The sequence below is a fragment of the Glutamicibacter sp. AGC84 genome, from assembly GCF_053543575.1.
The window spans coordinates 311,747-336,578 of the sequence record NZ_JBLVOC010000015.1 but is presented as its reverse complement, the minus strand read 5'-3'; the positions used below and the strand labels follow the sequence as shown (position 1 = coordinate 336,578).

Genomic DNA, 24,832 nt, shown 5'->3' with positions numbered 1-24,832 from the left:
CGCCGCGCGCTGGACGAGTCGGATGACACGACTGTGTTCGTCAACGGCACCGCGTTGAAGTTGCCCAAAGAAGCGCACCAGGCGCTGATCGAGGTGCTCTCGCGGTTTGCAGATGGCGAGTCCGTCAGCATCGGCACACCCGAGCTGCTCCTTAATACTTCCCAAGCAGCCCAAATGGCCGGGATTTCCAACAGCTACCTGCGCAAGCTGGCCGATGCGGGGATTATTCCGGTGGAATACCGTGGAACGCATCGCCGCATTCGCCCAAGCGCCATCCAGTCTTGGCTGGATTCCCGCACCGAAACCGAGAAGTGAGCCAACCAGCCGGCGAATACGCCAGCGGCCCGCAGGAAGTCGGATGATGGGATCGCCTGCTGATCAGGGTCCCGGGTTATTCCCTGTTCGCATGGATGGGCGCCTCCCGGTCTTGGGTATTTCCGGGCTTCGGCGGACTGCGTCGAATTACTGGTCCTCTTGGTCCGGCAGTGCTGGCTGGCCGGGAGCTAGCCGCGAAACCTTTCCGAGAAACTTCACGGCCGCGTCAATGCGGCGTTGGGCCCGCTGAAGATCGAGGAACGCAACGCCTCGCCTGGAGCAAAGAATCACGTGGTTGAAAACTCAGCTCTTGCCAAGCCTTGAATTTCCTGCTGGAATACCAAAGTATTCTATTTGAAAACAATTCCTGTGCCGCACCCAGCGCAGGAACCCCGCTCCCCCCGCCCCTGGAGCCTTGCCGAGGAGAACCATGACCACCGCATCAGAATCGCTGACCACTTCGCACGAATCCTTGCTATCCGAGCGCGCGGCCGGAATCAAGCAGTCCGCGGTGCGCGACGTCTTCGAGCTCTCCTTGGACCCTTCCTTGGTATCCCTGGCCGGAGGCAACCCCTACCTGCAGCTGCTCCCGCTGGAAAAGGTCGGTGAAATGGCCCGGCGCATCATCGTCGAGCAGGGCCCCGAAGCATTGCAATACGGCTCCGGACTTGGCACTCCTGAACTGCGTGCACAAATTATCGATGTCATGGCAGCTGAAGGCATCACGAACGTGGGGGTCGAAGATGTGGTGGTCACCAACGGCTCCCAGTCAGCACAAGACATGGCCTGCAAGGTCTTCTGCAATCCCGGAGACACTGTGCTCTGCGAAGATCCGACCTACGTCGGGGCCCTGAATACCTTCGAGGCCTACCAGGTGTCCGCCCGCCCCGTGGGCACCGATGCAAATGGCTTGATTCCTGATGCCTTGCGTGCCCGCATCGCCGAATTGCGCGCCGCCGGCGAGCGCATCAAATTCCTCTACACCATCCCGAACTTCAACAACCCATCAGGGATCACTCTGGCGGCCGAACGCCGCCAGGAAATCGTGGACATCTGCCGCGAAGCCGGCATCCTGATCCTGGAAGACAACCCGTACGGAATGCTGCGGTACGAAGGAACTCCTGCGCCTACCCTGCGGAGCCTGGACCCGGAAAACGTCATCTACATGGGTTCCTTCTCCAAGATCTTCGCGCCCGGCCTGCGCATCGGCTGGGCCGCGGTCCCGACCCACCTTTTCCGCCGCTTCTACCTGGCCGGCGAGGCGGTAGCCCTGTGCCCACCGACCTTGAACCAGATGATCATCAGCGCCTACCTCAACGAGCATGACTGGAAGGGGCAGATCACCAAGTACAACGACCTGTACCGTTCCCGCCGCGACGCGATGCTCGAAGCATTGGCCAAGTACCTGCCGGCAGGTGTCACCCACACTCGTCCCGAAGGCGGCTTCTTCGTCTGGTTGACCTTGCCTGAAGGCATTGACACCTACGCGCTGCTGCAGCAGGGCGTGAAGGCCGGGGTCATTTTCATTCCAGGCGCGGCATTCAGCCCGAGCGGCCAAGCCGACAATAAGCTGCGCTTGGCATTCTGCTCCGTTGACGAGAAGACCATCGACGAAGGCGTCCAGCGTCTGTCGGGTCTGCTCAAGAACGAGATCTTCAAACTCTAAGTCCGGAGGCTTGTACCGGGAGCCCACGGCCCGGTACAAATGGCCGCCCTGCATCCTTGATGGGAAGCTTGCTGTCCGCCTCCTGGCCAAGTCCGCACAGATCCAGTCGGGGCTGGATCTCCGGCTAGCCCTGCGCGATCCGGGATTCCACGGAAATCTCAAGCAGCTTCTGCTCGGTCGCTTTCAAGACACGGTGCGCAGGCCATATCGCCCGCAGCTCGCGTAACAGCGCCGGCCCATCAAACGGGATCTCGACGAGCAGCCCCTGCTCCAATTGGCTCTCTACCGCCAAATGGCTGAGCACAGCGGGTCCCATTCCGCGCGCCACGCACTGGCAAATTGTTGCGTTCGAGTTGAAGACAGCGACCGGATTCGGGCGTTCGGCATGGGCAATGTAATCCAAGAATGCCCGGGTGCCGGAGCCTTCCTCGCGTTCTATCAGCGCCGTGCTTTGCAATTCGTGAAGGCTCAGCGGTTCCTTCCGTTGTGCCCAAGCATGTGAAGGCGACGTGACCACGAGCATTTCATCGTGAAGTACCTGCCGGCTTTTCAGGCCCAGAGGAATGTGCGGGGTTTCCACGAATCCTAGTCCCAATTCCTCCTGCTGCACTGCACGAATAACATCTTGGGAATTCATGATCTTCATTCGAGGGATGACTCGTGGCAGGGCACGATGCAGTAGTCCGATCCAATTTGGCGCCAAGAATTCTGCCACCGTCATGCTGGCTCCGAATTCCAGCTCTCCCTCTCCGGTTTCAGCCAGCGAGCGCGCGCCAGCGGCGAAGGCTTCCAGGCTGGACAGGACTTCACGAGCCCACTGGACGGTCAGCACTCCCTCTGCCGTCAAGCGCGATCCGGTGGTCTTGCGTGCCACAAGCTGGTATCCCAGCCGGCGCTCCAACGTTTTCAATGCGCGGGTGGCATTTGGCTGCGCCATCCCGGCCGCACGGGCACCGGCGCTCAGACTCCCGTGATCGGCGATGCCGACCAGCAACTCCAATGAGGAGGGTTGAATCCAGCGGGCAATGTCTTCGAGAGATGACGAGCTGCTTTCCATATCATGATCATATGTCCGCGATAGCAAGAAGTGGTATACCGCAATTCGCCATGCCGGAGAAGAATTATTTCCATGCACGACTCCACAAGTCCCGTCAAAGAATCTGCCACCTCCAAACGTGACCAGTCCGGACATCGAAAACCTGCTTCGCGTTTCGCTCCGGCTCTTCCGGGACTGCTCCTCTGCCTTGCCGCCGGCATCTTGTGCATGTTCGCCAGCCGCTACATCCATGGCCTGAGCGCCCTGCTGCTGGCTATCCTGCTCGGTGCGCTGTGGCGCAATCTTGCCCCGGTCCCGCAGGCTTTTGCCCCCGGCACGGCAATTGCCGGCAAGAAGCTGCTGCGCCTGGGCATTGTGCTGCTGGGCTTGCAGCTCTCGCTGGGCACCATCCTCGGCTTGGGCCCCGGGGTACTGCTGGTGGTGGCCCTCTCGGTTGGCATCACGTTCTTGGCCACCTTGTGGATCGGCAAGAAGCTCGGCATGGATCTGCCGCAGCGCCTGCTCATCGCCACCGGCTTCTCCATCTGCGGTGCCGCCGCGGTCGCAGGTGCGGAGAACGTCGTCAAGGCCAAGCAGGATCAGGTCGCCACCGCGATCGGGCTGGTAGTGCTCTTCGGGACATTGATGATTCCGCTCATGCCGGCGGTGGGCTTGCTGCTCGGGCTGGATGAACGCAGCATCGGCATGCTCATCGGCGCGTCCACCCATGAGGTCGCACAAGTCGTCGCCGCCGGCGGTTCGGTAGGTGCCGGCGCCTTGGCCGTGGCGGTGACCGTCAAGCTGGCCCGGGTGGTCCTGCTGGCTCCAATCATTGCCGGCGTCGGCGTCTTCATGCGGCGGCGCCAATCGGTGCCAGGCGGCAAGAACCCGCCACTGGTGCCGCTGTTCGTGCTCGGGTTCCTGGCGGCAATGCTGCTGCGCACCACCGGGCTGGTGCCCGAGGAGTGGCTTGCAGTTGCGGCCAGCACGCAGACGCTCCTGCTTGCCGCGGCCATGTTCGCCTTGGGGCTCGGGGTCCACCTGCGCAGCATCGTAAAAACCGGCGGACGTTCATTGCTGCTGGGGTTGCTGTCTACCTTGGTGATCATCGCCGTGTCGATCGGCGGAACCCTGCTGTTCCCGCCGGCCTAGGCATGGCAGCCATGCGGGCCCGCCGCACCTATTTCGCGCTCCAGCCGCCATCCATGGTGTAGGACGCTCCGGTCACCATGCCCGCGGCATCCGCACTGAGCCAGGCCGCCAGCGAAGCGACTTCCTCTGGCTCAACCAGGCGCTTGATGGCCGATTCGGCAAGCATGATCTTCTGGATGACATCCGACTCGTCAATGCCATGCGAATTCGCTTGATCGGCAATCTGCCGCTCCACCAACGGGGTACGCACATAGCCCGGGTTGATGCAGTTGCTGGTGATCCCGTAGTCGGCACCTTCCAATGCAGTGACCTTCGACAGTCCCTCCAACCCGTGCTTGGCCGCAACGTAGGCGCTCTTGAACGCACTGGCCCGGAGCCCGTGGATCGAAGAAATATTGATGATGCGGCCGAAGCCGCGCTCGCGCATGCCGGGCAGTGCTGCCCGGATCAACAGGAACGGCGACTCCAGCATGAGCCGATGGATCAGCCTCCAGGCTTCGGGGTCGTACTCATGGATTGGAGCCACCCTTTGCACGCCGGCGTTGTTAATCAGGATGTCGGTATCCACGCTGAGATCTTCCAACGACGCGGTATCCGAAAGATCCACAGCCCATGCTTTTCCGCCGAGCTCGCGGGCCGCTTCTTCAGCGGCCTGTTCATTGAGGTCGGCAATCGTCACAGTGGCACCGGCGTCGGCCAATGCCCGGGCACTGGCCAGGCCTATGCCGGAGGCGCCACCGGTAACCAAGGCGCGGCGCCCCTTCAGACCCTGAGGCCATGGGCCAATTTGTTCCGCCATTGCGCTCATCCTCTGCTCGGCTCCCCTGCGGCTTCCAGTTGCGATGCCCGCAGCTTCGCGCAGGTCTCTGTGATTCAAACTAGGCTCCGCCAGGAATCCGGTCAACGGCATTTGCTGTGCAGATTCCGCAGGTCAATGTGCAAGCATGCACAGCGGTTTCTGCCGGTTGCCCGTTTGCTGTGCGCTGGAAGCTAAGCTGGCTCTCGAAGGCTATTTTCACTTCCAAGAGCCAAGGACATGGTAGGCAATGACGACTTCCCCGATACCTGCGACTCCCGCAGAGGTCCCGATCCGCAAAGCGGCCAGTGTTTTGCTGCTGCGCGAGGCAGCTGGCGGGTTTGAGGTTTTCGTCCAGCATCGCGTGAACACCATGGACTTCGCAGCCGGCATGGTGGTTTATCCCGGCGGCCGAGTTGATGCCCAAGACGGCCAAGCGGTGGCGGCAGGAGAGCTGGATCCCGCCTTGCTCAGCGAGCACGCCCGGCAATGGGCGCGCACCTCGATCCTTGGGGAAGGACCAGATCGCGCGGAGCATCTGGCCGGGGAGATCCTGGCCGCAGCACGTCGTGAAGTCTTCGAGGAGACAGGGCTGCTGCTGGATCCTGGTCAACTGCGCCCCTGGGCCAATTGGGTCACCCCAGCCGGTTTCCCGCGGCGGTTCGATACGTACTTCTTTGTCGCGGCCTTGCGCCCCGGCCAGGAACCAGTCCACCAGACCACCGAAGCGGTGATCTCCACATGGATCAGCCCCCAGGAGCTCTTCGCTTCCCTGGAACGCGGCGAGATTAAAATGATGCGCCCCACCCAGCGCACCTTGCGGGATGCGATGGAGCAGGGCAGCATCGAGCAGATCATTGCCAGCGAGCCGGTCATCTCATCGGTTCATCCGGATCCCCGCGATTCCCTCTCGGGAAACGCTGTTCGGAATTCAGAAAAGCAGTTCAACGCCTGATTGCAACCGATCAGGATTCCAGCAGTGTGCGTCCGACGATGAGCGACATGATCTCGTTGGTGCCTTCCAGGATCTGGTGCACGCGCAGATCCCGGGTGATCTTCTCCATCCCGTAGTCCGCGAGGTAGCCGTAGCCGCCGTGCAGCTGGATAGCGCTGTTGGCGGCGTTGAATCCGGCGTCCGTGGCCATCTTCTTGGCCATCGCGCAGAGGCGGACGCGGTCCGGGCTCTTCGCGTCCAGTGCGGCGGCGGCACGGCGCAGCAAGGAGCGGGCGGCTTCCAGCTCCATGTCCATTTCGGCCAGCTTGAAGACCAGCGCTTCCTGCCTGGTCAGCGGCCCGCCGAAGGCCTGGCGCTCCTTCAAATACAGCGCCGACTTCTCCAGCGCGCTCTGCCCGCCACCCAGCGAGCAGGCCCCGATGTTCAGGCGGCCGCCATTGAGTGCCTGCATGGCCATGGAGAATCCCTGGCCTTCCTCACCCAGCAGGTTGGCGGCGGGAATGCGCACGCCTTCCATGATCACCTGGCGAGTGGGCTGCGCCTTCCAGCCCATCTTCTTTTCGTTCGGCCCGAAGCTCAGGCCCTCGGCATCCCCGGGAACAAGGAAGGCGCTGATGCCGCGCGAACCGGTATCAGCGGTACGGGCCATGACGATGTAGAGCGCCGAGCTTCCAGCTCCCGAGATGAATTGCTTGACGCCGCTGAGCACATACTCGTCACCGTCCTTGCGGGCACGGGTTGACAGGGCCGCCGCATCGGAGCCGACTCCGGGCTCGGTCAGGCAGTAGGAGCCCAGGTCGTCCATGGCGGTCATCGATGGCAGCCATTTGGCGCGCTGCGCGTCGTTGCCGAAGGTGTCGACCATCCACACGACCATGTTGTGGATGGAAATGTAGGCGGCCAAGGTCGGGTCGGCCTTGGCGAGTTCCTCGAAGACCAGCACCGCATCGCTGCGGCTCAGACCGGATCCGCCATGATCTTCAGAAACATAGATTCCGCCCATGCCCAGCTGTCCGGCTTCGGCCAGCACATCCACCGGGAAGTGCTGTTCCTGGTCCCACTTCAGGGCATTGGGAGCAATCCTGGTCTCGGCGAAATCATGGACCATCTCGATCAACGACTTCTGGTCTTCGCTTACTTCAAACAACACCGGCTCCTTTGCCTGCACCTTGCGTCTTTGACCTCAGTCTATGTGACGCAAGATAAAATGAGGGCCAATAGGATGAGTTCCGAAGCATTCATTTCGAAAGAGTTGGGCTAAGCGCATGCAAATCCGGACAAGCACCGCCGGGGATTGGCCTGGGATCTTCGGCTTCTACCGCAAAATCATGGATGAGGGACAGACCTACGCCTTCCCCCAAGGCCAAACCCTTGAAGAAGCCCGCCCCTGGTGGATGGAGACGCTACCGGGGCAAACGGTCGTTGCCGTGGCAGATGGCAGGATCATCGGCTCGGCCAAGATGGGGCCAAACAAGCCCGGACGGGGAGCCCACATCGCCACCGCGTCCTTCCTGGTCGATCCGGAATGCCGCAATCGCGGCGTGGGACGAGCACTGGGCGAATACGTGATCGACTGGGCCCGGCAGGAAAATTATCACGGCATCCAGTTCAATGCGGTCGTCGAGACCAATGAGGCTGCAGTGCGTCTATGGCAATCGCTGGGCTTCAAGATCCTGGGCACCATTCCGGGCGCCTTCAACCATCCGACCAAGGGGCTGGTGGGCCAGCACTTCATGTTCCTGCCGCTGCGTCCTGCTGCTCCACCTGGCCATTAGCCGCGCGCGTCGAACCGCTCACGGGCAGCGAGCACTTTGGGCACATGCTCCTCGGACCACAGGCGCAGGATTTCCATGGGTTCCAGGATCCCGCGTCCCAAATCAGTCAGCTCGTAGTCGACCCGCACCGGCACCTGGGCATATACGGTGCGCTGCACCAACCCGTCACGCTCCAGGTTGCGCAGGGTATTGGTGAGCACCTTCGGGGTGACCGCGCCGATGCGCTGGCGTAATGCAGAGAAACGTTGCGGGCCGCCAGCCAGGGACAGGAGGACCAGCGGAGTCCATTTATCGCCTAGGCGCTGCATGATTTCACGTGAAGGGCATTGCTGCACGAACACGTCAAAAGAGCCATGGCTATCCATGAGGAAACCTAGTTTCGTTGTAGTGGGCGGTATCTAAAAGATACCATTGTGCCGGACCCAATTTCCCAAGGAAAGAGAACACCATGAAGATTGCAGTTTACGGAGCTACCGGCATGGTCGGCTCGGAAGTCGTTGCCGAAGCCATTTCACGCGGCCATGAGGTCACCTCGGTCTCCCGTTCGGGCAAGGGAATCGACGGAAGCACCACCGTGGCCGCCGAGCTGGGCGACGGGGCAACCTACCGCGACCTGGGAAAGAACAACGACGTGCTCGTCATTGCCGTACCGCCATCGCGCACCGGTGGCGACCACCAGGAATACCTGGATGCCTTCGAGCAGATCACCGAAACCCTGGTCCCAGCCCGCCTGCTGGTTGTCGGCGGCGCCGGCGCTACCGAGGTAGACGGCGTCCGCCTGGTCGACACCCCGGGCTTCCCGGAGGAATACAAGGCCGAAGCCACCACCTGCGCCGAGGTCTACGACATGTTCACCTCGGTTTCCGGAATCACCTGGACCGTCGCGGCTCCAGCCCCGGTGATCATGCCTGCACGCCGCACCGGCAGCTACACCCTGGGCACCGATTCGCCAGCAGGCGACTTCGTTTCCTCCCAGGACTTCGCCGTGGCCATCCTCGATGAAATCGAAACCCCGGTCCACCAGAACCGCCGCATGACCGTGGCCAGCGAAAAGTAGATCCCTCGCGCAGTGCCGCTAGCCAGGTTTCGTCGGATCGGAGCGATTCGCTCCGATCTGACGAATGCGTTCCAGATGGCTAGAGTTGGTTTGGTCATCACCACTAGTTCATCGAGGTAAGCCCTTCCCCATGCAACGAAACTCGCGCGCGTCCAGGATCCTTGGCTGCGCTATCGCGCTCCCGCTCCTTGGATCCCTTCTAGCCAGCTGCTCGGCAGGTGCAGGACCCGATTCCCCCGCAGAGGAGGCGAAGCCGGTTGCCGGCGGCACCCTGGTCTATGCTTCGGGCGACGCCGAGCCGGCCTGCCTGGATCCGCATGTGGGCGGCAACTACCCGCAAGCCCTGGTAGCAAGCCAGTACCTCGAATCCCTGTTCACCAAGGATGCGGACGGGAAGATCATCCCGTGGCTGGCCGAAAGCACCGAAGTTTCCGAGGACGGCCTGACTCGCACCATCACCCTGCGCGATGGGATTTCCTTCACCGACGGCACGAAGCTCACCGCCAAAGCCATCGAAGCCAACATCGAGCACCTGAAGGATCCGAATACCGCGTCCTCCACCGGCTACCTGGCCGTGGGCAAGGTCGTGGATATCGAGATCGCCGATGAGCTCACCGCCAAGCTGACGCTCTCCGCCCCGGATAACGCGCTGCTGGAATCGCTGTCCATGCCATGGACCGCCATCGAATCCCCCAAGGCGCTGGAACGCGACCAGGCGACCAACTGCGCCTCACCGGTAGGCACCGGCCCGTTCAAGGTCGAATCCTGGGAGCACCAGAAGGCCGTGAACCTGGTCCGCAACGAAGACTACGTGCCGCCGGTCAAGAACACGGAGCGCTCCGATTCCAAGGCCTATCTGGAGGCCATCACCTGGCGCTTCATCCCTGAGGCCGCCACCCGCTACGCAGCCCTGGTCTCGGGCGAAGTCGATGTCATCGACAACGCGCAGCCGGACACCATCGCCACGGCAAAGCAGGACGGCTCGCTGGGCCATCTGGACGCCCCGCGCCCGGGTGCTTCCAACCGCCTGGAGCTGAACAGCTCCAAGGCGCCATTCGATGACCAGCGCGTGCGCGAGGCCTTCATCCGTTCCGTGGATGCCAGCGCCGGCGTCAAGGCCCTCTATTTCGGCACCACCGAGCGCAGCTACTCGCTGCTGTCGTCAGCCGAGCCGCTGGGCTACTCCGATGAATCGCTGTTCGGCACCGATGCGGCCAAGGCCAACGCGCTGCTCGATGAAGCAGGCTGGAGCGAACGCGACGCCGAAGGCTACCGCGTGAAGGACGGCAAGCGCCTGTCGCTGGACTTCCCGGTCTCCACCAACCAGTCGGTTCCTGCCGAGCAGTCCCTGTTCGAGCAGTTCCAGGCCCAGGCCAAGGCCGTGGGCTTCGAGGTGAAGATCCAGCTGCTGGACCTGTCCAGCTGGTACGGCGCCCTGGCCAAGCACGATTACAATCTGGTCTCGGCTCCCTACACCAAGGTCGGCCCGTCGGTGCTGCGCATCCTGTACCACTCCGACTCGACCGTCCCGGCGCCATCGGGCTACTTCGCCAACAACGCGCAGGTGAAGAACGAGAAGCTCGATGGGATCCTGGCCCAGGCCGAAGAGGCCAACGATGAAGCCCAGCGCGCTGCGCTGTACGAGCAGGCCCAGAAGCTGGTCCTGGAGGGCTACTACGTGCTGCCGCTCTACGACCAGCAGAACCACTTCCTCTACGGCAAGAACGTGCACGGCATCGGCGCCACCACCGCGGTGTCCTCGCCGGTCTACTACGACACCTTCATCACCAAGTAGCACCCCATGGGCACGATTGCTTGGGCCGGGCGCAAGATCGGCGGCGCGCTGGTGGTGCTGTGGCTGGTGGTCACCGCCATCTTCATCGCCATCCGGCTGATCCCCGGCGACCCGGCCGAAGCAATCATGGGCGGCCCCGGTTCCCAGGCCTCGGCCGAAGCGCTGGCCGCGGCCCGCGCCGAGTACGGACTGGACCTGCCGCTCATCTCCCAGTACCTGATGTACCTGGGCAAGCTGGCCACCTTGGACTTCGGCACCTCCTATTCGCTCAAGCAGCCGGTCGCCGGCATCATGGGCGATCTCCTGCCCAATACCCTCTGGCTTGCGCTGCTGGCCCTGGCGGCCGCCTGGGTGCTGGCCATGGGCTTCGCGGCATCGGCCATGCGGGCCAACCGCTTTGGCGCATGGCTGGGAAATATCGTGGAGATCATTGCCGCCGCCGTGCCGCACTTCTGGCTCGGCGCGGTGCTGATCATGCTCTTCTCCTCGATGCTCGGCTGGCTGCCGGCCGTGGATAACGGCACCGCCCAGGGTTTGGTACTTCCCGTGCTGACCTTGGCATTGCCGCTGGCCGGGTTCCTCACACAGCTGATGCGCGATTCGCTGAGTGCAGCCCTGGGCAGCCAGTTCGCGCTGGCCGCGCGTGCCCGTGGCGAAAGCCGGCTGGCGGTCTTCTGGCGCCATGGCTTGCGCCATGCCGCCTTGCCTGCCCTGGGCCTGACCGGCTGGGCTTTCTCCTCGCTGCTTTCCGGCGCGGTGGTGGTCGAGGCGATCTTCGCCCGTCCGGGTCTGGGGCGCTCGCTGCTTTCTGCGGTGCTGGCCCGCGACATCCCGATGGTCACCGGCATCGCGCTCTTCTCCGCACTGGTCTACATCGTGGTCATGGCGATCACCGAAGGCATCGAGCGAGCCATCAATCCGGCAGGGGCGAGCTCATGAGCCGCACCGCAAGAATCTTCGCCGCCGCATTCGTCGCCCTGTGGGTGCTCATCGCGCTGGCTCCCTCGGTGCTGGCCCCGGGCGACCCATTGGCCATCAACCCGGCCGAGGCATTCAGCAAACCCGGGGCCGCGCATTTCTTCGGCACCGACGAATCGGGCCGCGACATCTATACCCGTGTCATCCATGGTGCCCGCGACTCGCTGGCTATCGGCCTGGCGGCCACGGGATTGGGCATGGGATTGGCCATCGTCTTGGGCACAGTTGCGGCATTGTCCCCGCGCTGGCTCGACGAGATCATCCTGCGCGTGCTCGAAGCGCTCTACGCGATTCCATCCTTGCTCATGGCACTGCTGATCATTGCCTTCACCGGCCCCGGTGTCGGTCCGGCCATCGTCGCGGTGGGCCTGTCCACCGCACCGGGATATGCCCGGCTGGTGCGCAGCCAGATCCGCACGCTGAAGAGTTCGGAAATGCTGGAGGCAGCCACCGTGCTGGGCCGCGGCTCGTGGCTGTTGGTCCGCAACCATTTGGTTCCCAACGCCCTCAAGCCCCTGCTGGCTCTGGTGACCTTGGGGATCGGCCAAGCCGTGATCTGGGCTGCTGCCCTGTCCTTCCTGGGCTTGGGCACTCCCCCGCCAGCTCCCGAATGGGGTGCCATGCTTTCGGCCGGGCGCACCTACCTGCACTTCGCGTGGTGGATGAGCTTGTTCCCCGGCTTGGCGATAGTTGTCGTGGCCGCAGGCGCCACGCTGATTGGCCGCGCGCTGGGCGGAAGGGCAAGGACAGCATGAACGAGCAAGCACTGATTACGGTCAAGGACCTTTCGGTCCGTTTCGGTTCCGCCGTGGCGGTGAAGAACATTTCCTTCACCGTAAAGGCCGGACGTTGCCTCGCATTGGTCGGCGAATCAGGGTCGGGCAAATCCGTGACTGCCCGCAGCCTGCTGGGACTGTCCGGAGGCATCGCGAAAGCCGACGAGCTGACTGTCTGCGGGCAGGACGCCTTGGAGCTTTCCGACCGCGGCTGGCAGCAGATCCGCGGGAATTCGGTGTCCATGATCTTGCAGGATGCGCTGATGGCGCTCGATCCGCTGCGCCCGGTGGGCCGGGAAATCGGTGATGCGCTCAAGGCGCACGGCAAGATGTCCAAATCCGAGCGCCAGCAGCGAGTGCTCCAGGTGCTGGAATCCGTGCGCATGCCCGAGCCCGGGCGCCGTGCCAAGCAGCGTTCCACCGAGCTCTCTGGCGGCATGCGCCAGCGTGCCCTGATTGCCCAGGCCCTGGCCGGCAACCCGCAGGTAGTCATCGCCGATGAGGCAACCACCGCCTTGGACTCGGCGCTGACAGCACTGGTCCTTTCGCAGCTGCGCGAGCTCAAGGAGCAGGGCCGCGGCGTGCTGATGATCAGCCACGATCTGGCCCAGGTAGCGCATTTGGCCGACGACATCGCGGTGATGCGCAACGGTGCAATCGTTGAGGCCGGCAGCACCGGGCAGATCCTGGGCGACCCGCAGCACGAGTACACCCGCCAATTGCTGCGGGCCGTGCCTTCGGGGATACCGCGCTTCGCCCCACTGTCGGCAGCCAGCAAGCCGTTGACTGCACCACCGCCAGAAGCACCCGCCACTACTGCCCCCGCGTTATCAGTCACGCAGCTGTCCAAAACGTTCGGCAAGCACCAGGCCGTGGATGCGATCAGTTTCGAACTGCCCCGGGGCAAGACCCTGGGCGTTGTCGGCGAATCCGGGTCCGGGAAGACCACCACCGCGCGCATGGTGCTGGGCTTGCAGAAGCCTGATGCAGGCAACGTCCAGCTGCTCGGCGAGCACTTTGCCCCGGCCCTCGAATCCCAGCGCCGAAAGCTGCGCGAACAAATGGGCGCGATCTACCAGAACCCGTTGGGGTCTTTCGATCCGCGCTATTCGGTGGGGCAGCTGCTGGCCGATGCGCTGAGCTGCGGCAAGTCCAAGCGCGCCGCCGAGTACCGCAAGCCGGCGGCTGAACTGCTCGAACAAGTGGAGCTGTCCACCGAATTGCTGGGCCGCAACCCGCGCGAGCTTTCCGGCGGGCAGCGCCAGCGCTTGGCGATTGCCCGTGCGCTAGCGCCCAAGCCGCAGGTGCTGGTCCTTGACGAGCCGGTCTCGGCCTTGGATGTATCAATCCAAGCCACGGTGCTGGACCTGCTGGATCGGATCCAGCTGGACACCGGAACCAGCTACCTGTTCATCAGCCATGACCTGTCGGTGATCGAGCACATGAGCGACTTGGTTGCGGTGATGCATGAAGGCAAGATCATCGAGCAGGGCTCTACTGACCAGGTCTTCGGCGCCCCGCAGCACGACTACACGAAACTGCTGCTTTCGGCGATGCCGCGGTTGCGCTAGACCAGATCCACCATCTGGTCCTTGACCTGCTTGCGCAGGATCTTGCCCAGCAGCGAGCGCGGCATCTCATCGATCTGCACGATGCGCTTAGGCACCTTGTAGGCGGCCAGCAGCTCGCGGCAGTGGGCGCGCAGCGCGTCCTCGTTCAGCCCGCAGCCCTCTTCGAGCTGCACCGCGGCAACCACCATTTCGCCGCCGCGGGCCAACGGCTTTCCGAAGACCGCGGCATCGGCCACGTCAGCGTGCTGGCGCAGGGCGATCTCGACCTCAGTCGGTGAAACGTTGAAGCCGCCGGTGATGATCAGCTCCTTGGCGCGGTCCACCACCTGGGCGAAGCCGTCCTCGTCGACGGTGACCACATCGCCCGAACGCAGCCAGCCGTCCTCGGTTTTGGCCTTGGCCGTTTCCTCCGGGTTGTTCCAGTAGCCCTGGAACACCTGCGGGCCCTTGATCAGCAATTCGCCCGGTTCTCCCTGGGCCACTTCCCGGCTCGGGTCCTCCACGTCCACGACCTTCATCAGTGTCGAGGGGAAGGGCACGCCGATGGTGCCGGTGCGGCGGCTGGGGTGGAACGGGTTGCCCAAGGCCACCGGCGAGGACTCGGTCATGCCGTAGCCTTCTACCAGCAGGCCGCCGGACATCAATTCCCACAGCTCCACCACATGGTCGGGCAGGTTCATCGCCCCGGAGATGCAGTACTTGGCGCTCTTCAGCGAGACGCCGCGCTCCTTGGCCGCCAGGGCGGTGCGCTCGTAGATCGGCGGCACCGCGCAGTACACGGTGGCCGGGGACTTCTTCCAGGCATCCAGGATCATCTGCGGATCGAACTTCGGGAAGAGCACCAGCAGGCCCTGCTTCTTCACGCCGAAGGTCAGGTACAGGGTCATGCCGAAGGCATGGAACATCGGCAGGATCGCGTAGAGGATTTCCTCGCGCTCCTGCGCCCCGAGCATCCAGGCCTCGCCCTGCAAGGCGTTGGAATAGAGGTTGAAGTGGGTGAGCATGGCGCCCTTGGGGTGGCCGGTGGTCCCCGAGGTGTACTGGATGACCGCCAGGTCATCGACATCCGGATGCGGGTGGTTGGCATCCAATTGCGCACCGGAGAGCAGGTCCTTCCATGCGACGGTGCCCGAGGTGCGGGCCGTGAGCGACGCCTTGGTCTCGCGCAGCTTCTTGACCGGCAGGTTCAGCGCCAGGCGCTTGACCGCGGGGAAGGCTTCGAGCAGGTTGACCGAGACGATCGAGTCCAGCTGCACGTCCTTGGGGAATTCCTGGACGTTGGCCACGACCTTGTCCCAGGCAATCGCGATGCGCGCCTGGTGGTCCTCGAACTGGTGGCGCAGTTCGCGCGAGGTGTACAGCGGGTTGTGCTCCACCACGACGGCGCCAAGGCGCAGGATCGCGTAGAAGGCGATCACGTGCTGCGGGCAGTTGGGCAGGATCAGCGCAACGCGGTCGCCGGCACGCACGCCGAGCTTGCGCAGGCCCTCGGCGGCCTTGGCTACCTGCGCGCCCAGATCGGCGTAGCTGGTGCGGCGGCCGAAGAATTCGGTCGCCGGGCTATCGCCGGCTTCACGCACGGAGCGCTCGAACATGCGGCTGAGCGGTTCGGTGGGCAGCTCGATTTCGGCCGGGACTCCCGGCTGGTAATTTGCCACCCATGCGGGCGCAGCACTATTTTCCATACCTCCAATCATGCCCTGTAACGAAGCGCGGCGCGATTCCAGGGCTTCCCGGGCGCAAACGACGCGCTGCAGGTGGCGGATCCGGCCGCTGGCGTCAATGCCCCGGCACCGCACAGCTGGGATTTTCCTGCGAACACCCGGAGCAGGGCAGCGATCGGCGATAGCGTGTGCGTGATTGCACGGCTACGCAACTACCGGGAGGCGTCCATGCCAGCACGGCGAAGCAAACGGCTTCCCATCACGCGCCGGCGCGCGGGAACCGGCTTCTTCTACCTGGAAGGGGCACGCACGGTGAAGGACCAGCACCTGCTGGATCGGATCAGGCAATTGTCGATCCCGCCGGCGTGGAAACAGGTCCAGATCGCGGCCAGTGCGCGGGCCAAGGTCCAAGCTCGCGGAATCGATGCGGCAGGACGCACCCAGATGATCTACCACCCCGATTTCCGCGAGCGGCAGGATGCCGCCAAATTCGACCGGTTGCCGGCGTTCGGCCGCGCACTGCCCAATCTCCGCCGCCAGCTGCTGCGGGATCTGCGCCGGGGAAGAAACGACAAGGACAGGGTCACTGCGGCCGTGGTCCTGCTGCTGGATCTGCACCTGCTGCGCATCGGCACGCACGCCTACTCGCGTGCCAACCAATCCTTCGGGGCCGCTTCGCTGCGAGCCAAGCATCTGGAGGTCCAAGGGCATTGCGCCACCCTCGAGTTTCCCGGCAAGAGCGGCCAGCAGCAGCATGTGAAAATCAGGAGCCGGCGACTGGCACGAGTACTGGTCCAATTGCGCGATCAGCCGGGCTACGAGCTTTTCCGCTACCTGGACGACGATGGGCACTCGCACCTGCTCCAGCCTGCGCAAATCAACCAGTATCTCGAGGAGCATCTGGGTAGCGGATTCACCGCCAAGGACTTCAGGACCTGGGGCGGCAGCTTGGCGGCTTTCAGGGCACTGGTCGAGGCTCCCGCCTCGGCCAGGGCTGCCGATGACGCCAGGGATCTGCGCAAGCTGGCCGTCGAGCAGGCCGCCGGAAAACTGGGCAATACTCCCGAAATCGCGGCCGGTTCCTATATCGATCCCCGTGTGCTGGCGCTGGCGGACGATCCGGAAAAATTGGCGGCGTTGCGCCGTTCCAAGCGGCAGCTGGGGACCAAGAACCATTTGGATCCGGCTTCGCGCTGCCTGCTGCGGTTCCTCGAAAGGGCCAGCTAGGTGCAGAATCTAGAAGTTCAGTCCGCGGGCCGCTACATCCCATACTTCGCTGGTGCCGTCCTCATGCACTGCCAGCACGTTGTCGACCAGGTTCACCGCGACGCAGACATGGTTCGGGATGACGTGGAGCTGCTCGCCGTGGGCCGGCAGGTCCAAGTGCTCGGGCCACAGCACGGTGGCGTGATGCTCCGATAGTGCGCTGATGCGGGCTTCAGGGCACTGGGCGATGCGCCCGTATCCGGTGGCCCAGGCCGGGCGGTCGCTTCCGAGCACCTTGCTGCCGGCGTCCAGCACGATGCGCCGGGGAATCTGCCCATCGCCTTCATGGCGGCTGATCACGGTGGAGGCGACGGTCAGGGAAATATCCTCCCAGCGCACGCGCCCCAGCTCGAACTGCTGCGCATCGCCGAAGACGTACACCCCTGGACGCACCTCGGTCAGCACCGAGTTGTCGCTCAGTTCGGCGGTCGGGGTGGAGCCCCCGCTGATGCGCTTGATGGCATGCCCGGCCTCGCGCAGCAGGCACGCCGCTTCGGCCAGGGCCTTGTGCTCGTCGTTGAGTGCCGCGTCGATGCCGTCCGGCGAGTAGCTGTGGCCGGGGAAAGTGAAGATCCCATGCACGCGCATGCCTGCCGCGCGGGCGGCATCGGCTATTTCCACCGCGCCTTGCGGGCTGGTGCCGCTTCGGTGATGGCCGCTGTCGATCTCGATGACGAGCTTGATCTTGGAGGCCTTCTCCCCCAGCATCCTGGCCATCTGCTGCACGGCCTGGACAGAGTCCGTGCCGATGCTCAGCTTGGCACGGCGCATCAGCTCCAGGATGCGTGCCGCCTGGGATTCATTGACCCACAAAGGGTAGGCGATGAAGATCTTCGCGACCCCGTGCAGCGCAAAGGCGAGGGCTTCGCCGACAGTTGCCACGGTGAGTCCGGAGGCACCGGCGTCCATCTGGCGTTCGGCGATTTCATGCATCTTGTGCGTCTTGGCATGCGGGCGCAGTTTCAGGCCCTGGCTCGCCACCCGGTGGGCCACCCGGTCAATGTTCTGCTGGAGCTTCGCTACGTCAACGATGACCTGCGGGGTGTTGATTCCGGCCGGGATAGTGCCCAAATTTTCCGTCCTTCTGCACTTGGCTGCGTCACGGGGAGTCCTGGAAATAGGCATTCCCGCCGATCTGAAAGATTACCGCAGGAAGCTTTGTACAGGGGAAGGAAAAACTAGCGTGGCAGCGTGCTTGACCGGGCCGACAGCTTGGTGGACAACTCATGCGCGTGGTGCAGCAGGAGATTGCCCAGCTCTTCGCGGCGGTCCGCTTCAAAGCGCGTGTGGATCCCGGTCAGGCTCAGTGCCCAGGCAGGCTGTCCCGAGTTGTCGAAAACCGCAGCGCCCATGCCCCAGCTGCCCTCGACGATCAAGCCGGGGTTGACCGAATAGCCCAGCTGGCGGGTTTCGGCGACCTTTTTGCGCAGCTCTTCGCGGGAATGCGCCGGCCCATATCCTGGCTCTAGATCGGCATCGCGCAGGTAGCGCTCAATGCCCTGTTCAGGCAGGAAAGCAAGGATCGCGATTCCGGCCGAAGCGACTCCCAGCGGGAAGCGCCGTCCTTCATACAGCACGAACGAGCGGATGGGAAAGGCTCCATCCTGGCGCAGCAAGCACACGGTTTCGTCCCCTCGGCGCGCCGAGAGGAACGCACTTTCCCCGGTCGCCTCGGCCAGCGCGGCAACATGCTCGCGGGCCAATTCGCTGATGTCGTAGCGCTCGGCTGCCACCGCGCCCATGAGGTAGAGCTCGGGGCCAAGCAGCCAGCGGCCGGTGCGATGATCGTGGTCGCAGAATCCTTCGGTGGCCAACGCGCTGAGCAGGCGATGCACGGTGGGCCGGGCCAAACCGGTGCTCCGGGCCGTTTGCGTCGTGGTGATGCCCTCGGGCATTGCGGTGCTCACGGTGCGAAGCACGGCGGCCAGCCGCCCTACGACTTGGGTTCCGGCCGGGGAATTGCTCATGACCACATTATGGACGATCGGTTCCGGGCCGGATAATTCCCGCTTCATACTTTGTCGACGTACCCCTGTTGCTATCGAGCTGGTCGGCGGATAATTCAGCACATGGAAAATACATGGCAAATCGTCATCGACTGCGCCCGCCCGCAAGCAATGGTCCGATTCTGGGCCGAAGCCTTGCGATACGTTCCCGAGCCCGCCCCGGACGGGCATCCCACGTGGCGCGCCTACTGGCAGTCCATGGGCGTGCCGGATGATGAATTGCCGCCCGGAACCGGTGATGAACCGGAGTCGCTGGTCGATCCGCAAGGTGGTGGGCCAAGGATTTGGTTCCAGCAGGTATCGGAGGCCAAGAGCATCAAGAATCGCCTGCATCTGGACTTGCTGGTCAGCGGCGGCCGCGGCGTTCGCTTCGAGGAACGCAGGCAAAACATCACCGACGAGGCAGAGCGCCTGGTGGCCCTGGGGGCCAAGGTCCGCACCGTTCACGACATGCCGGAGATGGGCCATTTCGCTATCTGCATGTTCGATATCGAAGGCAACGAGTTCGACATCGTCTAGCTCTTTCAGCTGTGTCCATAATATGGACCGCTTGGCCGTTCCTCCTCACCATCCGACCAGTTACCCGGCAATGCACCGGGTCTATTGCATGCTCACCTGCGACTACGTACGTTAGAGGATAAGCAGATCCGCGCTCCACATAGTGGACACATGGAGGAATCGATGACAACGAAGTTTCGGGATGACGCAGCCGCCGCCTTGGCTGCCGTCGTCAAGGATGGCATGACCATCGCAGTGGGCGGTTTCGGCCTCTCCGGCATCCCCAACCGCCTGATCACCGCACTGCGGGATTCGAAGGCAACCAACCTGACCATCGTGTCTAACAACATGGGCGTAGACGGCAAAGGGCTGGGCATCCTGCTGGAAAATAAGCAGGTCTCCAAGGTCCTGGCCTCCTACGTCGGGGAGAACAAGCTGTTCGCACAGCAGTTCCTCGATGGGGACCTGGAAGTTGAATTCTGCCCGCAGGGCACCTTGGCCGAGCGCTTGCGCGCTGGCGGGGTGGGCATTCCCGCCTTCTTCACCCCCACCGGCGTGGGAACGCCGATCGCCGAAGGCAAGGAAGTCATGGAATTCAATGGCAAGCCAGCGATCCTCGAGCGTGGCATCTTTGCCGATATCGCGCTGGTCAAGGCGCATCACGCCGACGCCGAAGGCAACCTGCGCTACCGGATGACCTCGAAGAACTTCAACCCGCTGGCCGCCATGTCCGGCCGCCATACCTTCGCCGAAGCCGAGGAAATTGTCGAGGGCTACCTGGATCCGTCGCTGGTGGAGACCCCCGGCATCTTCGTGCAGACCCTGGTGCAGACCGACGCGGTCAAGGACATTGAACAGCGCACCGTGCGCAGCCGAAAGGAGGCCTGAGCATGTGGACTCGCGATGAAATGGCGGCCATTGCCGCTAGCGAATTAACCGATGGCCAGTATGTGAATCTCGGTATTGGAATCCCCACGATGGTGGCCAACAACCTGCCGGAAGGCGTTTCGGTCAAGCTGCAAAGCGAAAACGGCCTGCTGGGCATGGGTCCCTTCCCCTATGAAGGTGAAGAAGATGCGGACCTGATCAATGCAGGCAAGCAGACCGTGACCATCCTGCCCGGCGGCAGCTTCTTCGATTCGGCGACCTCCTTCGGCATGATCCGCGGCGGCCACGTCCAGACCGCGATCCTCGGCGCCCTGCAAGTGGCCGCCAATGGCGATCTGGCCAATTGGACCATCCCGGGCAAGCTGGTCAAGGGCATGGGCGGAGCCATGGACCTGGTCGCCGGCACCCCGCGCGTGATCGTTCTGACTGATCACGTGGCCAAGGACGGGACGTCCAAGATTGTGGAGAAATGCGACTTGCCGCTCACCGGAGTCGACGTGGTCAACCGCATCATCACCGACCGAGCAGTGTTTGATATAGAAAACTCGACCTTGACCCTGCGTGCAGTAGCCCCGGGTGAAAGCGTGGAAACCATCAAGGAAATCACGGCAGCAGAATTTGCCGTGGATATTGTGGAGGATCTGAAAGCATGACCGCAAAGATTGTGGGCTACGCCCGTACCCCATTCGTGAAATTCAACGGCGCCTTCGCCGCTGTTCCAGCCACCGAGCTCGGCGCCCATGCCGGCAAGGCCGCGCTGGAACGTGCCGGAGTTGATCCCAGCGAGGTCCAGCAGGTCATCGCCGGACAGGTGCTGCAAGGTGGCGCCGGCCAGAACCCGGCCCGCCAATCCGCTGTGGGTGCCGGCATTGCGCTGGACGTTCCGGCCATCGCCGTGAATGCCGTATGCCTCTCAGGTGCCGAGGCCGTTGTGGCAGGGGCCCGCCTGATCAATAGCGGCGAGGCAGACGTTGTCCTGGCTATCGGCCAGGAATCCATGTCGCTGGCTCCGCACGTGCAGCGCGCCCGTGCCGGAACCAAGTACGGTGCCATTGAATTGATTGACACCCTGGAATACGACGGCCTGACCGATGCTGCCGAGAAGCGTTCGATGGGCGCTTTCACCGAGGAACACAATGCCAAGTTGTCGATGACCCGCGAGGCCCAGGATACGGTTTCGGCCGCATCCCACCAGCGCGCTGCCGCGGCCCGCGATTTCGCAGCCGGCGAGATTGCGCCATTTACCATTTCCAGCCGTCGCGGCGACACCACGGTCAGCGAAGATGATGGCATCCGCGAAGCAACCACCGTGGAGTCCTTGGGCAAGCTGCGTCCGGCCTTTGCCAAGGAAGGCACCATTACCGCGGGCAACTCCTCGCAGATCACCGACGGCGCAGCAGCCGTGGTGCTGGCCAGCGATGCGGCCATTGAGCGCCTGGGCTTGGAGCCGCTGGCTGAAATTCTCTCGCACGCTTTCGTTGCCGGCCCGGACCGCACCCTGCACGAGCAGCCATCCAATGCCATCAGCGCAGCCCTGGAGAAGGCCGGGGCCAAAGCCCAGGACCTGAAGGCCGTCGAAATCAATGAAGCTTTCGCCGCTGTCGCGGTGCAGTCCACCAAGGCGCTGGGTCTCGATGCCTCCATCGTGAATCCGCATGGTGGCGCGATTGCCCTGGGCCACCCGATTGGCGCTTCCGGTGCACGCATCATTGGCACGTTGGCCCGCCAGCTCCACGAGATGCCGGCCGGCTCGCTGGGTGCCATCGGCATCTGCGGTGGTGGCGGCCAGGGCACCGCAGTGGTGCTGCGTTCGCTGTAGCCGCTGTCCGATTAGCCAGTGCGGTTGGGTCTTCTGGGATCCAACCGCACCGGCTTTTCCATTTACCGGTGAAGTGAAAGGCGGAACTCGCTCCTTAAGCCGCCGCATATTTCTTAACTGGACTTTGTTCTTCCACTTACTTGTTTTGTAATTGGAAGGTCATATTCCAATTGTTCGACTTTAAGTTTCCAAGAACGCCCGGATGTGACGCCATCATCGCACCATGTGAGGACTCACCTTGGAAAATACGCAATTGCCTGATGATCCAAAGGTGCCACCGGCACCTTCGGATCCATTGCCAGCGCCGGCGGCACCGGCGAACCCGTTCCAGAATGCCGGGCAGAACCGGCAGGTCAGGAAATTCACCAACGCGGTCCTGGAACTGAAGTCGCGTGCCAGCCTGCAGCTTCTTGGATTCCAAGCCGGCGCCATTGCGGCCATTGGCATCGTCCTGGCTCTTTGCTACCTGATCCCCCTGGCCTCGATGGCCAAGGAGATCGGTGGCGGCAGCTCCGCTGAATTCAACGTGGCGTCCCAGCTCAATTCCTTCAAGGCCTTCATCATGGTCTTCGGTGCCGTCCTGGGCGGCGGGCTGAAGATCACCGGATCCGGGGGCGGATTCGGCATGTTCGGCGAGCTCAGCCTCGCATTCGCCCTCGTTTCGGTCACCTCCATCGTGGCAATCTGCGCCGCGAACTACCTGATCGTGCGCAAGCTGCGTCGTGGCGCACGCAACGGCGGTTGGAAGAGCGCTGCATTGGCCTCCGGACTGCACGCGCTGGTCCTGGCATTGGTCTTCCTGGTCATTGCGCTCTTCGGGAAGCTCAGCATCCAGGGTGGCGAATTCTTCTCCGCCGCGGTGTCCCCGCGATATGCAGGTGTCTTCTTCACGATTGCCTTGGCCGTTTTCTTCTCGCAGTTCCTTGCCACCGCACCCCAGCGCGCCAACGCCGGATCCCCATTGATTACCGGCGTCCGCGAGGCCGTGGCCCTGGCCGTTTCGACCTTGGCGGCTTTCGCCTTGGTCGGCATCATTGCCGCATTCACCCAGCGTCCAGATGACATGCCCTGGAGCTTGGGCCTGATCCTGCTCCCGCTGCTGGGAACCATCGGTTCATATGTGGCAGCGTTGGGCTTCCTCGGGGCGCTGGCTCCGAATGTCTCCGGCATGGCCAGCTTCCTGGGCGAATACACCGCCGATGCCATGCCCGAATCCGTCCTGCGCATCTGGGATATCGCCGACGGCAAGGGTGCTTGGCTCCTGGTCCTGAGCGCCCTCCTGGTACTCCTGGCGGCTATCCGTATTGGCGTGCACCGTGGTCGACTGGCCACTGGTTTCAACCTGCAGCGCGCTTGGCAGCTGCCAGTGGCGGCTTTGGTCCTGTGGATGATTCTTGCCGGGCTGACCAACATCTCCCTGGGTGGCGCCATCACCGCCAACGAGATGGGCAACATGAGCGGCAGCATGTCCTATGGCATCACCTGGTACTCGGTGATCTTCCTGGCACTCGGGGCCGCAGTTGTCTCGCTGCTGGCAGAAGTCCTGCCCTTGCAGGTCTACCGCTTCGCCCCATCCCTGCTGGCAGTGATTGCCGGCAAGGACGCCGCAGCGCGATGGATTTCCGGCCAGGCACCCGCCGTTGCTCCGGCTTCGCCGGTTGCAGCCGCACCCAGCCAGGCTGCTCCAGTTGCCGCCGCAGCCCAATCCACCCCTGCCGCGGCCGCCAACGGCCAGCCGATGGCTGGTGAACCGGCTCCGGCGCTGGCCCCGGCCTCGGAAGAGTCCAAGAAGAAGGCCAAGGCCGTTGGCTTCTCGGTTGTTGCGCTGGCAGTCATTGCCGGTCTGGGCTTCGGTGCCATCGCCTACCTGAACGGGCAGCGCAAGCCCGAAGCTGAAGTTGAGAAATACCTCGCGCTGCTTGCCGAGGGCCAGGCCGGCAAGGCGACCGAGATGGTCGACCCGGGGATCGACAACGCCTCGCGCGTCCTGCTCAGCGACGATGTCCTGGGCAACGCCAAGCAGCGCTTGGAACTCGTTGATGTCATCGAGGAATCCAAGGGCAAGGACTCGGCCCGTGTGCGAGCGATCTACTCCATCAACGGCGAGCGCCACGAACGCTCCTTCAATGTCGACGCGGGCGACAAGGACTTCGGCCTGCTCGATACCTGGGTGCTCAATGAATCATTGATTGTTCCGGTGGAGATCACCTCCGATAAGAGCTCGGAAGTCACTGTCGGCAAGGCCAAGGTCAAGCTGCTTGAAAGCGAGGACTACTACGGCGAGGGACGTTCCTTCACCGGCAGCTTCTATGCCTACCCGGGCATCTATGATGTCTCAGCGCCTGGCAATGAATACCTGACGAGCGAAGCGCAGGAATTGCGCGTCAACCATCCTGATTCGCAGCCGGCACAGGCGGCGCTGGTTACGACCACCACCGAGAAGCTCGACGAGCTGGTTCTGGATGAGGTCAAGAAGTTCGCTACTGCCTGCGTGACCGTTCCAACCAACCTCGATGACGGTTGCCCGAGCACCTTGCAGTCCAAGGACATCGCATCGTTCTCTGTGAAGTCGCATGCTGAAAGCGTGGCCATCGAGGAATCGGGCAGTTTCTCAAGCTCCGAGATCGTCTTCAAGTACAAGCTCAATGACACGGAGTTCATTGATTACGACGAAGAAGAGCTCACCCGCAGCTTCACGGGCAGCGTGGATTGGTACGGCGAGAAGCCCCAGGTCACCGTCGAAGGCGCATCCTGGTGGTAAGCCGCTGCTTCAGCTGCTGCTAGCCCGCCGCTGACTAGAACGCAAAGCCGCCGGGGGG

The 24,832-nt window shown here is 63.3% G+C and carries 23 protein-coding genes; 16 read left to right on the top strand and 7 right to left on the bottom strand.

The features are described from left to right. On the top strand, nucleotides 1-315 hold a 315-nt coding region (locus ACNPN0_RS10340), incomplete at its 5' end, for a helix-turn-helix domain-containing protein (RefSeq protein WP_448938896.1). A gap of 430 nt (nucleotides 316-745) precedes the next feature. Continuing rightward, entirely contained in the window at nucleotides 746-1,981 is a 1,236-nt protein-coding gene (locus ACNPN0_RS10335; RefSeq protein ID WP_133834056.1) for an aminotransferase-like domain-containing protein, read from the top strand. Between the two features lie 124 nt (nucleotides 1,982-2,105). Here the strand turns inward: ACNPN0_RS10335 and ACNPN0_RS10330 are convergent, their stop codons facing one another. Then, the gene (locus ACNPN0_RS10330; RefSeq protein WP_133834057.1) at nucleotides 2,106-3,038 is read right to left on the bottom strand and encodes a LysR family transcriptional regulator; all 933 of its coding nucleotides are present in this window, start codon (nucleotides 3,036-3,038) and stop codon (nucleotides 2,106-2,108) included. A gap of 72 nt (nucleotides 3,039-3,110) precedes the next feature. Here ACNPN0_RS10330 and ACNPN0_RS10325 point away from each other — a divergent pair, with 72 nt between their 5' ends. Beyond that, nucleotides 3,111-4,169 carry a putative sulfate exporter family transporter gene (locus ACNPN0_RS10325; RefSeq protein ID WP_434689199.1) on the top strand — a complete coding sequence of 353 codons (1,059 nt, stop codon included), beginning with the start codon at nucleotides 3,111-3,113 and terminating at the stop codon, nucleotides 4,167-4,169. 28 nt (nucleotides 4,170-4,197) lie between these two features. Here the strand turns inward: ACNPN0_RS10325 and ACNPN0_RS10320 are convergent, their stop codons facing one another. Further along, the gene (locus ACNPN0_RS10320) at nucleotides 4,198-4,968 is read right to left on the bottom strand and encodes a 3-hydroxybutyrate dehydrogenase (protein WP_332498844.1); all 771 of its coding nucleotides are present in this window, start codon (nucleotides 4,966-4,968) and stop codon (nucleotides 4,198-4,200) included. Nucleotides 4,969-5,215: 247 nt separating this feature from the next. Between ACNPN0_RS10320 and ACNPN0_RS10315 the strand changes: the two genes are divergently transcribed. Further along, the gene (locus ACNPN0_RS10315) at nucleotides 5,216-5,920 is read left to right on the top strand and encodes an NUDIX hydrolase (protein ID WP_402735118.1); all 705 of its coding nucleotides are present in this window, start codon (nucleotides 5,216-5,218) and stop codon (nucleotides 5,918-5,920) included. Nucleotides 5,921-5,930: 10 nt separating this feature from the next. Here the strand turns inward: ACNPN0_RS10315 and ACNPN0_RS10310 are convergent, their stop codons facing one another. Then, nucleotides 5,931-7,067: an acyl-CoA dehydrogenase family protein gene (locus ACNPN0_RS10310; RefSeq protein WP_332488881.1), complete on the bottom strand. Its 1,137-nt coding sequence runs from the start codon at nucleotides 7,065-7,067 to the stop codon at nucleotides 5,931-5,933. Nucleotides 7,068-7,185: 118 nt separating this feature from the next. On the opposite strand from ACNPN0_RS10310, the gene ACNPN0_RS10305 reads away from it, so the two are divergent. Then, on the top strand, nucleotides 7,186-7,695 hold the full coding sequence (locus ACNPN0_RS10305) for a GNAT family N-acetyltransferase (protein ID WP_332504326.1): 510 nt from the start codon (nucleotides 7,186-7,188) through the stop codon (nucleotides 7,693-7,695). Here the strand turns inward: ACNPN0_RS10305 and ACNPN0_RS10300 are convergent. Further along, nucleotides 7,692-8,060: a winged helix-turn-helix transcriptional regulator gene (locus ACNPN0_RS10300; protein WP_105656244.1), complete on the bottom strand. Its 369-nt coding sequence runs from the start codon at nucleotides 8,058-8,060 to the stop codon at nucleotides 7,692-7,694. The genes ACNPN0_RS10305 and ACNPN0_RS10300 overlap by 4 nt on opposite strands. 83 nt (nucleotides 8,061-8,143) lie before the next feature. On the opposite strand from ACNPN0_RS10300, the gene ACNPN0_RS10295 reads away from it, so the two are divergent. The 5 genes from ACNPN0_RS10295 to ACNPN0_RS10275 all read left to right on the top strand — a co-directional run bounded on the left by ACNPN0_RS10295 (nucleotide 8,144) and on the right by ACNPN0_RS10275 (nucleotide 13,872). Further along, nucleotides 8,144-8,752, top strand: coding sequence for an NAD(P)-dependent oxidoreductase (locus tag ACNPN0_RS10295; protein ID WP_332488877.1), 609 nt, complete (start codon nucleotides 8,144-8,146; stop codon nucleotides 8,750-8,752). Nucleotides 8,753-8,882: 130 nt separating this feature from the next. After that, entirely contained in the window at nucleotides 8,883-10,547 is a 1,665-nt protein-coding gene (locus tag ACNPN0_RS10290; RefSeq protein ID WP_332488875.1) for an ABC transporter substrate-binding protein, read from the top strand. A gap of 6 nt (nucleotides 10,548-10,553) precedes the next feature. Beyond that, a complete protein-coding gene (locus tag ACNPN0_RS10285; RefSeq protein WP_448937745.1) occupies nucleotides 10,554-11,486 on the top strand; it encodes an ABC transporter permease in 933 nt (310 codons plus the stop codon). Beyond that, a complete protein-coding gene (locus ACNPN0_RS10280) occupies nucleotides 11,483-12,280 on the top strand; it encodes an ABC transporter permease (RefSeq protein ID WP_402741610.1) in 798 nt (265 codons plus the stop codon). The genes ACNPN0_RS10285 and ACNPN0_RS10280 overlap by 4 nt, the downstream gene beginning before the upstream one ends. After that, nucleotides 12,277-13,872, top strand: coding sequence for a dipeptide ABC transporter ATP-binding protein (locus ACNPN0_RS10275; RefSeq protein WP_448937746.1), 1,596 nt, complete (start codon nucleotides 12,277-12,279; stop codon nucleotides 13,870-13,872). Before ACNPN0_RS10280 ends, ACNPN0_RS10275 begins: the two co-directional genes overlap by 4 nt. Here ACNPN0_RS10275 and ACNPN0_RS10270 read toward each other — a convergent pair. Then, nucleotides 13,869-15,557, bottom strand: coding sequence for a long-chain-fatty-acid--CoA ligase (locus ACNPN0_RS10270; protein ID WP_448937747.1), 1,689 nt, complete (start codon nucleotides 15,555-15,557; stop codon nucleotides 13,869-13,871). The genes ACNPN0_RS10275 and ACNPN0_RS10270 overlap by 4 nt on opposite strands. Nucleotides 15,558-15,764: 207 nt before the next feature. Between ACNPN0_RS10270 and ACNPN0_RS10265 the strand changes: the two genes are divergently transcribed. Continuing rightward, nucleotides 15,765-16,763 (top strand): DNA topoisomerase IB, encoded by a 999-nt coding sequence (locus ACNPN0_RS10265; protein WP_448937748.1) that lies wholly within the window; start codon nucleotides 15,765-15,767, stop codon nucleotides 16,761-16,763. 9 nt (nucleotides 16,764-16,772) lie between these two features. Here ACNPN0_RS10265 and ACNPN0_RS10260 read toward each other — a convergent pair whose 3' ends face one another. After that, a complete protein-coding gene (locus ACNPN0_RS10260) occupies nucleotides 16,773-17,873 on the bottom strand; it encodes an alanine racemase (protein WP_448937749.1) in 1,101 nt (366 codons plus the stop codon). 107 nt (nucleotides 17,874-17,980) lie between these two features. After that, the gene (locus tag ACNPN0_RS10255) at nucleotides 17,981-18,769 is read right to left on the bottom strand and encodes an IclR family transcriptional regulator (RefSeq protein WP_105656236.1); all 789 of its coding nucleotides are present in this window, start codon (nucleotides 18,767-18,769) and stop codon (nucleotides 17,981-17,983) included. Nucleotides 18,770-18,871: 102 nt separating this feature from the next. Here ACNPN0_RS10255 and ACNPN0_RS10250 point away from each other — a divergent pair, with 102 nt between their 5' ends. The 5 genes from ACNPN0_RS10250 to ACNPN0_RS10230 all read left to right on the top strand — a co-directional run bounded on the left by ACNPN0_RS10250 (nucleotide 18,872) and on the right by ACNPN0_RS10230 (nucleotide 24,774). After that, nucleotides 18,872-19,327: a VOC family protein gene (locus tag ACNPN0_RS10250; RefSeq protein ID WP_448937750.1), complete on the top strand. Its 456-nt coding sequence runs from the start codon at nucleotides 18,872-18,874 to the stop codon at nucleotides 19,325-19,327. A gap of 162 nt (nucleotides 19,328-19,489) precedes the next feature. Next, nucleotides 19,490-20,194, top strand: coding sequence for a CoA transferase subunit A (locus ACNPN0_RS10245; protein ID WP_448937751.1), 705 nt, complete (start codon nucleotides 19,490-19,492; stop codon nucleotides 20,192-20,194). Between the two features lie 2 nt (nucleotides 20,195-20,196). Further along, the gene (locus ACNPN0_RS10240) at nucleotides 20,197-20,847 is read left to right on the top strand and encodes a 3-oxoacid CoA-transferase subunit B (protein WP_448937752.1); all 651 of its coding nucleotides are present in this window, start codon (nucleotides 20,197-20,199) and stop codon (nucleotides 20,845-20,847) included. After that, the gene (locus tag ACNPN0_RS10235) at nucleotides 20,844-22,013 is read left to right on the top strand and encodes an acetyl-CoA C-acyltransferase (protein WP_448937753.1); all 1,170 of its coding nucleotides are present in this window, start codon (nucleotides 20,844-20,846) and stop codon (nucleotides 22,011-22,013) included. Before ACNPN0_RS10240 ends, ACNPN0_RS10235 begins: the two co-directional genes overlap by 4 nt. 253 nt (nucleotides 22,014-22,266) lie before the next feature. Further along, a complete protein-coding gene (locus tag ACNPN0_RS10230) occupies nucleotides 22,267-24,774 on the top strand; it encodes a hypothetical protein (protein WP_448937754.1) in 2,508 nt (835 codons plus the stop codon). Nucleotides 24,775-24,832: the final 58 nt, after the last annotated feature.